The organism is Bacillus sp. 7884-1, from assembly GCF_002272245.1.
Classification (GTDB): Bacteria; Bacillota; Bacilli; order Bacillales; family Cytobacillaceae; genus Neobacillus.
The window spans coordinates 1-7,421 of the sequence record NZ_NPDD01000261.1 but is presented as its reverse complement, the minus strand read 5'-3'; the positions used below and the strand labels follow the sequence as shown (position 1 = coordinate 7,421).

The following is a 7,421-nucleotide window of genomic DNA, read 5'->3' as shown; positions in this document are numbered from 1 at the left end:
CCCTGACGGTAGGGGCTGCATGGAGAAGTGTTTGCAACAACACTTCTCTTTTTTATTATATGTCCATTATACACAAAAAAAACCTTATTTAAAAGTTAATCCTAAGCTCACACTCATTCCAATGTGTTAGATGTAGTAGGCGCAATCAATATTTTGGATAAGTCTGTAAATAAACAGTTTACTAAAAATCGTGAACTACCAAAAATAGGGGATACAAAGTATCGCTGATTCCTTTTAACTCCCATTGTTTCCCACACTTGGAGTTGAAAGGGCAGTGGCGTAGTGCCTATGATTGGGCTGCGGTATGCGGTAATACCACATATCGTTATGAACTGGAGAAGGTATAAGACCTGGATGCTCTAGCTGAAGAGCAACTTTGATGAAGGTTTAAAAAAGAATCCCCTAGATTTATCTATGGGGAGAAGTCAATTCACTTTTTCCGGCTGGATTAATAGAGTACTTGTGCTATGATTATAGATTTTAACCTCATATTTGTTTATGAGTAAAGGGTGTTCATAGTGTGTCAAATCACCTTTAAAAAGAATGTAAGCTTTCTTTAAGATAGAGCTTTGATCTGTTTTAATAATGTCGCCCTGAGCATGTAGTTGTGAAATTATTTCTTTTTGTAAGTTGGTGGATTGATAGAATAATAAATAAACTTTTTGAGTTACTGCTTTATTTTCGTATGTGTTCTTTGTAATTCTTGAATATTGATAATTTTTGTTTTCCTTTGTCAGATAGATTGATAATAAGTCTTCAATAACCGCACTTGCCGTAGCTTCAGCTCCAGCGCCTGCTCCTTGTAAAGTCAAGTATCCAAGCAAATCTGTCTTTATTCGAAGGGCATTATCAACGTTTTCGACTCCGTGTAAAGGATGATCCTTGTCAACAAATACAGGCTTTACTTCTACATTCAAATGACTGTCAATAAGTACTAAATGCTTAAGGCGAAGTCCAAGTTGATCTGCCAATAAGATTTCCTCATGCGAAATACCTTTTATTCCTTGTACGGTCACTTGTTCCCAAGCAGGTTGTTCTCCAAAGACCCACTCGCTTAATACCATCGCTTTATAAAATGCATCTAAGCCTTCAATATCATTCGTTGGATCAGGTTCTGCATATCCTTTCTGCTGCGCAAGTTCAAGGGATTTTGGAAAGGAATCACCTGTTGTTCTCATATGACTTAAAATGAAATTTGTTGTTCCATTTAAAATAGCTTCTACACTCTCAATTTGATTTCCACCGAGCAACTCTTTAATGGTTCTTAAAACAGGAATTCCACCGCCAACACTTGCTTCGTAAATAAATCGCACCCCGTTCGTGAGAGCTATTTCCATTATTTCTTTTCCATGACTTGCAATTAATTCTTTATTTGCTGAGATTACATGACAGCCATTCTGAAGCGCTTGTTTTATATAGGATAAAGCAGGTTCAATTCCGCCCATAGCCTCTATAACTACATCTGGATTACCCTTTTCTATCATTTCATCGAAGCTTGTCGTAATCATAACATTTTCATCAATGGAGCGAGGCTTTTCTTTATTTTTAATTAAGATACCTATGATTTCAAATGATTTCCCCGCTAGTGAAGATAATCGTTCCTCTCGATTCATTAATGCGGTATAAGTCCCATACCCTACTGTACCTAATCCTAATAATGCCACTCTAATTATTGTCATGGTTGACTCCTTTCAAAGATAAAGAAATGTAAGTCTTTAAGAAAAGTGGAAAAATAAAAGCCGCTCTATCACTGAGATAGAGCGGCTCCATAAAAAAATTCCGTCACTTATCTCTCAAAGTAAAATACTTTGAAGGACTTAGCACCTTTTCAAACATTTGTTTGAAGGTTGCCGGGCTTCACAGGGCCTTTCCCTCTGCCACTCTTGATAAGACTTATTAAATTAATACAAATATTATCAGGGTAAACAGTCAGAGTCAACTTAATTTTATGAAAATTTCAAATCATACTTAACCTCCTACAAATTAATATGTAATTTCACTAACTCCTTTTGATAAAAAAATCAAACAATAACAGGCTTTGAATTTAAGAAATACTAATTCATTTGTCTTTAAAGAAAGTTCGTGCGAACACGATATGCATTAGCTTATTCAATAAATTATTTTTAAAAAAAGAGGTGAAGCGTTATGGAATTAATGAAATTACATCCATTTATTCCATCAGGAGAAGATTATCCCCTTGGACAGCGTTTTTTTGAAGATCTTGGTTTTGAAAAAGTGTATTCCGACAGCGGATTAAGTATCTTTCGGTTGGGGGAACAAGAATTTTTCCTGCAAAACTTTCACAACGAGGAATTTCAGAGTAATTATATGGTTGAATTGCTTGTCGCAGATTTTGATGCTTGGTGGACGCATATCCAGAAAAATATTCGTGATAAAAAGCTATCCTATTAAGTTTAAAGAACCAACACTCTATCCTTGGGGAAAACGTGAGATCCATTTAATTGATCCTGCTGGTGTCTGCTGGCATATCGCAGAATCAAGATAAAACTTTATTGAATTATTTACTCTTAATCAGCACTTGTCCATTCACATTTATTATGAACGCATAAGTTATATTACCCACCATAGCACCATCCACAACCCCTTTCATAAGGGTGTACCTCCTAAAGAACGTTTGCATGTATTGCAAACGTTTTTTGCATTTTTAGGGCGACTGTTGAGTTTGACCAAAATATGATATTTGTCCAAACCACTCTTGTACTACTGAAATATATATATACATAGTGAAATTGTTTTTCTTACAAGTATTCATACTAATTGTTGTATTGTTTATTCTCCTTATCATTGTAGGAACTTCTTTCATGTCTTTCAAGTACTAATTTGAATGAATCATTGAGAAGGAAAAGGTGGCTAATTAAAATTTAGTAACTTTTTTTTGTCAGAAATTCTAGTCATGGACTATGTATGAAATTCGCTGCATAATGCGGATTTCGTAAAAAGTTATGAGTTTGTCCTCACAAAATTCTAGGGAAAGAGCCCTTCCCTCTATAATTTATTAACATATTTTGTAAGGAATAAGTTAAAAGGAGGGCTATAAAATGTTTGGATATGGTGGACACGGTGGATTAGGTGCTTGCTGTGGTTATGGCTACGGCGGTACAGACCGCTGTGACGATTTTATTTTAATCGTTGTATTGTTTATCTTGTTAATCATCGTTGGAGCTGTTATCTGTTTTTAAGAAAAAACAATTACGCTTATATTAGAATACAAAAAAGCCCTACAAGGGCTTTTTTGTGTTCGAGGCTTTTCCTCATTAAGGCGAATGTGCAATGGAAAGCTATGGGGCTTCGGCTACACTTTAGCTTATGCATCAGTTCATGTTAAAAATCATATGGGTTAAGCCTTATTTTGAGAAATTATTAATTTATTTTGCCATTCTTATGGTAGGCAAGCCATCTCAAGAAAAGTTATTGAACAATACCGTCGCGCCAGGAGAATATGTTCCAAAAAACAGATTTTAGAAGCTGTTGGACGAAGAAACAAAGGAGAATAAGACTATAAGAAAGGTAGATTATGAACTCCATAGGTAAAAGGATCGTATATTAAAGAAGTGGACCCTTTTAGGTTTCTTTTTATGTATATGTCTTATATAATGACCACTAGATTATCTTTTTGAATCTGGAACCGAATTTTTTGGCCACGAAAGGAGAGGGATCATGAAGAAAATTATCTATACTCTTATTACAGGAATCATGGCTGTCACTTTAACAGCTTGTGGTTCAAATGATGAAGGTAAACCATCCAATAATAGTAAAGAGCAAACTGAAACTGCTCAAACCCAGCCACAAGATCAAGAGAAACAGATGAAAGAAATGCAGAAGAAGCTAGATAAGCAAAAAATAGAGGAGAAGAAAACCGTTGCTATCATCAATGATGAAGAGGTTTCAGGTAGTGACTATAATATGGTATTATCTTCTCTACAAATGCAGATGCAACAAATGGGACAAGATCCTACTTCTGAAGAAGCAGCAAAACAAATGAAAGAACAAACCATCGATAACTTAGTGGGACAAACGTTGATTCTTCAAGAAGCTAATAAAAAAGGGTATCAAGCATCAGATGACGAAGTTGAAAAACAAATAGCCGAAATGAAAGAATCGTATAAAGATGATAACAAATTTGAAGAAGCTATGAAACAATCTGGTTTGGATATGACGACCCTAAAGAATAAAACTGCTGAGAATATTCGATATATGAAGTACATGGAGAAAGAAATTCCAGTAGGAGAAGTAACGGATGAAGAAATTCAAGCTTATTATGATCAAGCAGTCCAGCAAGGAAGTTCCGATGGTCAAGAACTTCCAAAGCTTGAAGAAGTAAAACCGCAAATCAAGCAACAACTTGAACAACAAAAACAACAAGAACAACTCACTAAAAAAGTAGAAGAGCTTAAGAAGAAAGCTGAAGTTGACATTAAAATCTAATGTTTTCAATACAATGAACCTTAAAGGTTATGTATCTAATGAGTAAGTATTAAACAGAAGGCTGCCTGAGAAGTTCTTAGGCAGCCTTTTTCTAGGTTCATAAAACTATCAATAATGTATCTTGCCTCTCTACAAATAAGGCATCGGGCATTTCAAGTAACATTAAGATGGTAAGTGTTGGAAATGTGATATTTGTCACTTTCTTTTTCCTTATTTTTATATCAATATAAATAATCTGGGCTTTTGGCAGGTGTTTTTACTAACATCATTGCGATAATATGAATGATTAGTGACCACTCAAAAAATCATGGAATAACCTCATGCAAGGCTCCCACGACCGAGAATAGCACCAAAAAGTAGACTTTCATATCAGAAAAAGTACTCAAAAGGGGAGAGTTAATTTGAAGGAATATATTGTTTCTTATACTTTAGATAATGATATTAAACGGGAGAAAATAATAAAAGGTTTAGATGTTAAGAAGGAAGAGATTGTGCAAGAAGTATTAAAAAAGATAGATCAATATAAGTACTTTATTGTGAAAAGTGACGATGGGGATTATATGATAAATTCTTCTTTAATACGTTATATTCAGGTTTTACAAGAAAAGTAATCTTCTAGATATAATCATCATCATTCAGTAGCAAAGTTCAATAACTATTTTGAGTAACTTGAACAAGGGAGGGAAGATTGATGTCGGATACGTATCGATTTCGTCAGGAACGAAAACAAGCTGAAAAAACTAGACAAACTGAACAAAGAAATAAAATGCCCAAAAAAGTGTCCTTGTTGAAAAAAGTGATAATGGTCTGTTTAGTGCTAGGACTTGTATCAACAGGAGCAGGAGTCATTACCTTCGCTTCCATGATCAAGGGTGCACCAAAATTAGATTCTACTAAACTGGTAGATCCGCTTTCGACGAAATTTTATGATAGGAACGGAAACTTCATTTATGAATATGGGAAGGAAAAGCGGACAAAGATTACGTATGATCAAGTTCCAAAAGTATTGGAACAAGCGTTTATTGCCACGGAAGATTCCCGCTTTTATGAACATCATGGTATTGACATAAAAAGGACTACCAAGGCAATATTAGTAAACCTAACCGGAGATTTCGGCTCTCAGGGCGGCAGTACCATTACACAACAAGTGATTAAAAACACATTTTTGACTCCAGAAAAAACATTGAAGCGAAAAGTGCAAGAATGGGACTTGGCGTATCAGTTGGAACAAAAGTATTCCAAACATGAAATATTAATGTTGTATTTAAACAAAATCTACCTTGGCAACCGCTCTTACGGGGTGGCAGCTGCTGCGAAGAACTACTACGGGATTGAAGCAAATGATTTAAAAAAATTGACACTGCCTCAGGCTGCCATGTTAGCAGGGCTGCCACAAAGTCCGAATAATTACGATCCGTCCAAACCGGAAAACAAAGAAGCTGCTACTGAGCGCCGTAATCTTGTCTTAAGTTCTATGCTTAGACAAGAGTTTATAACGGAACAACAAATGCAGGAAGCATCAAAAGTTCCAGTAACTGATGGCCTTGTTCAAAAAAATAATCAACAAAGTATGCCTTATGAAGCATTTTTGGATGCAGTTGTAAAAGAGGTAAAGGGAAAACTGAAAGATGTTGACATGAGCACGGAAGGATTATCTATTTATACTACCTTGGATCCAAAAGCACAGGATTATGCAGACAAAATGTTGAACACAAATGAAATCATCGCCTATCCGAATGCAAACTTTCAGGGAGCTTTCGCCTTTTTAGATACAAAAACGGGTGAGGTCATGGCGATAGGAAGCGGGAGAAACGACTATAAAGCAGCATTTCTAGGTAACAACTATGCGATAGAAATGCAACGCCAGCCTGGCTCCTCCTTTAAGCCCATTTTTGATTATGGTCCTGCGATTGAATATTTAAAATGGTCCACTGGTCATTTAATCAATGACCAAGAGACATCGTATTCAACTGGACAACCTATTTCAAACTGGGATCATAAATACCACGGAATGTTGCCGATACGGGAGGCTCTGCAATACTCTTACAATATCCCAGCTCTCCTCACATTGAGAGAGGTAGGGATGGATAAGGCAAAGAACTTTGCAGAACAACTCGGCATTATTTTTAAAGATAACCAAGTATATGAATCCTACTCGATAGGAAGCAATACCACTAATCCTTTAGTCATGGCAGGAGCCTATAGCGCTTTTGGGAATGATGGAGTATTCAATAAACCGCATTTTGTCCAAAAAGTTGTCTATCCTGATGGCAAAGTAGTTAGCTTTACTCCGAAACCAAAGCGTGTTATGAAGGATTATACTGCCTTTATGGTGACAGATATGTTACGCACAGTCGTAAACTCTGGGACAGGAAAAACAGCAAATATCCCTGGGTTAGATCTTGCTGGAAAAACAGGAACAACTAATTTTGACGAAGAGACGCTAGCTAAATTTGGATACCCAGACACTGCGACAAATGATAGCTGGTTCGCTGGATATACACCACAATACACAATGGCTGTCTGGACCGGATATACTCAAAACGGTCAAGGTAACTATATGGTTGGAAATACGACGAAAATTGCGCAGCTAATGTTTAAAGCGATGATGCAAACATTTGGAACAGACACATCCAGTTTCCAGCAGCCAAACAGTGTCTACAGAGTGAATAATGAACTGTATATAAAAGGTGTCGATTCTGCAGAAGTTCCACCAAAACAAATAAGCAGCGAAGAAAAAGCTCCTGTAAATGGTCGAAATAAAGGTGAAAAGAAACATAAACCAGGCAAAGGGAATGGGAAACATAAACGTGATTAAGATGGTTATATAATTTTCAGTCATTGTGAAGTAACGAAATCCGAATTTCTCAGTCTTGCAGCGAGAAATTCGGCTTTAAATTCCGTGGGAAGACCATGGGGACGGTTCGAGACCGCTGAAAAAGTCATAAAATATGAATTAACCTTCGGTTAATAGG

General features: G+C 36.2%; 7 protein-coding genes and 1 riboswitch. Of the genes, 6 read left to right on the top strand and 1 reads right to left on the bottom strand.

Translation table 11 applies throughout. The annotated features are described in order from the left end of the window. Positions 1–425: 425 nt before the first annotated feature. Positions 426–1,679 (bottom strand): homoserine dehydrogenase, encoded by a 1,254-nt coding sequence (locus CHI06_RS27115; protein WP_095251754.1) that lies wholly within the window; start codon positions 1,677–1,679, stop codon positions 426–428. Positions 1,680–1,783: 104 nt separating this feature from the next. Next, a riboswitch (SAM riboswitch) is annotated at positions 1,784–1,893 on the bottom strand. 252 nt (positions 1,894–2,145) lie between these two features. Between CHI06_RS27115 and CHI06_RS27110 the strand changes: the two genes are divergently transcribed. From CHI06_RS27110 to CHI06_RS27085, 6 genes are all read left to right on the top strand, one after another. After that, positions 2,146–2,412, top strand: a complete 267-nt coding sequence (locus tag CHI06_RS27110) for a hypothetical protein (RefSeq protein WP_095251753.1) — start codon at positions 2,146–2,148, stop codon at positions 2,410–2,412. A gap of 329 nt (positions 2,413–2,741) precedes the next feature. Next, positions 2,742–2,840: a YjcZ family sporulation protein gene (locus CHI06_RS27105; protein ID WP_373558175.1), complete on the top strand. Its 99-nt coding sequence runs from the start codon at positions 2,742–2,744 to the stop codon at positions 2,838–2,840. 219 nt (positions 2,841–3,059) lie between these two features. Next, a complete protein-coding gene (locus CHI06_RS27100) occupies positions 3,060–3,200 on the top strand; it encodes a YjcZ family sporulation protein (RefSeq protein ID WP_095251751.1) in 141 nt (46 codons plus the stop codon). A 478-nt stretch (positions 3,201–3,678) separates the two neighbouring features. Further along, positions 3,679–4,446: a SurA N-terminal domain-containing protein gene (locus CHI06_RS27095; protein ID WP_095251750.1), complete on the top strand. Its 768-nt coding sequence runs from the start codon at positions 3,679–3,681 to the stop codon at positions 4,444–4,446. Positions 4,447–4,847: 401 nt separating this feature from the next. Then, on the top strand, positions 4,848–5,057 hold the full coding sequence (locus CHI06_RS27090; RefSeq protein ID WP_095251749.1) for a hypothetical protein: 210 nt from the start codon (positions 4,848–4,850) through the stop codon (positions 5,055–5,057). Between the two features lie 80 nt (positions 5,058–5,137). Continuing rightward, positions 5,138–7,264 (top strand): transglycosylase domain-containing protein, encoded by a 2,127-nt coding sequence (locus CHI06_RS27085; protein ID WP_095251748.1) that lies wholly within the window; start codon positions 5,138–5,140, stop codon positions 7,262–7,264. The last annotated feature ends 157 nt before the right edge of the window (positions 7,265–7,421 follow it).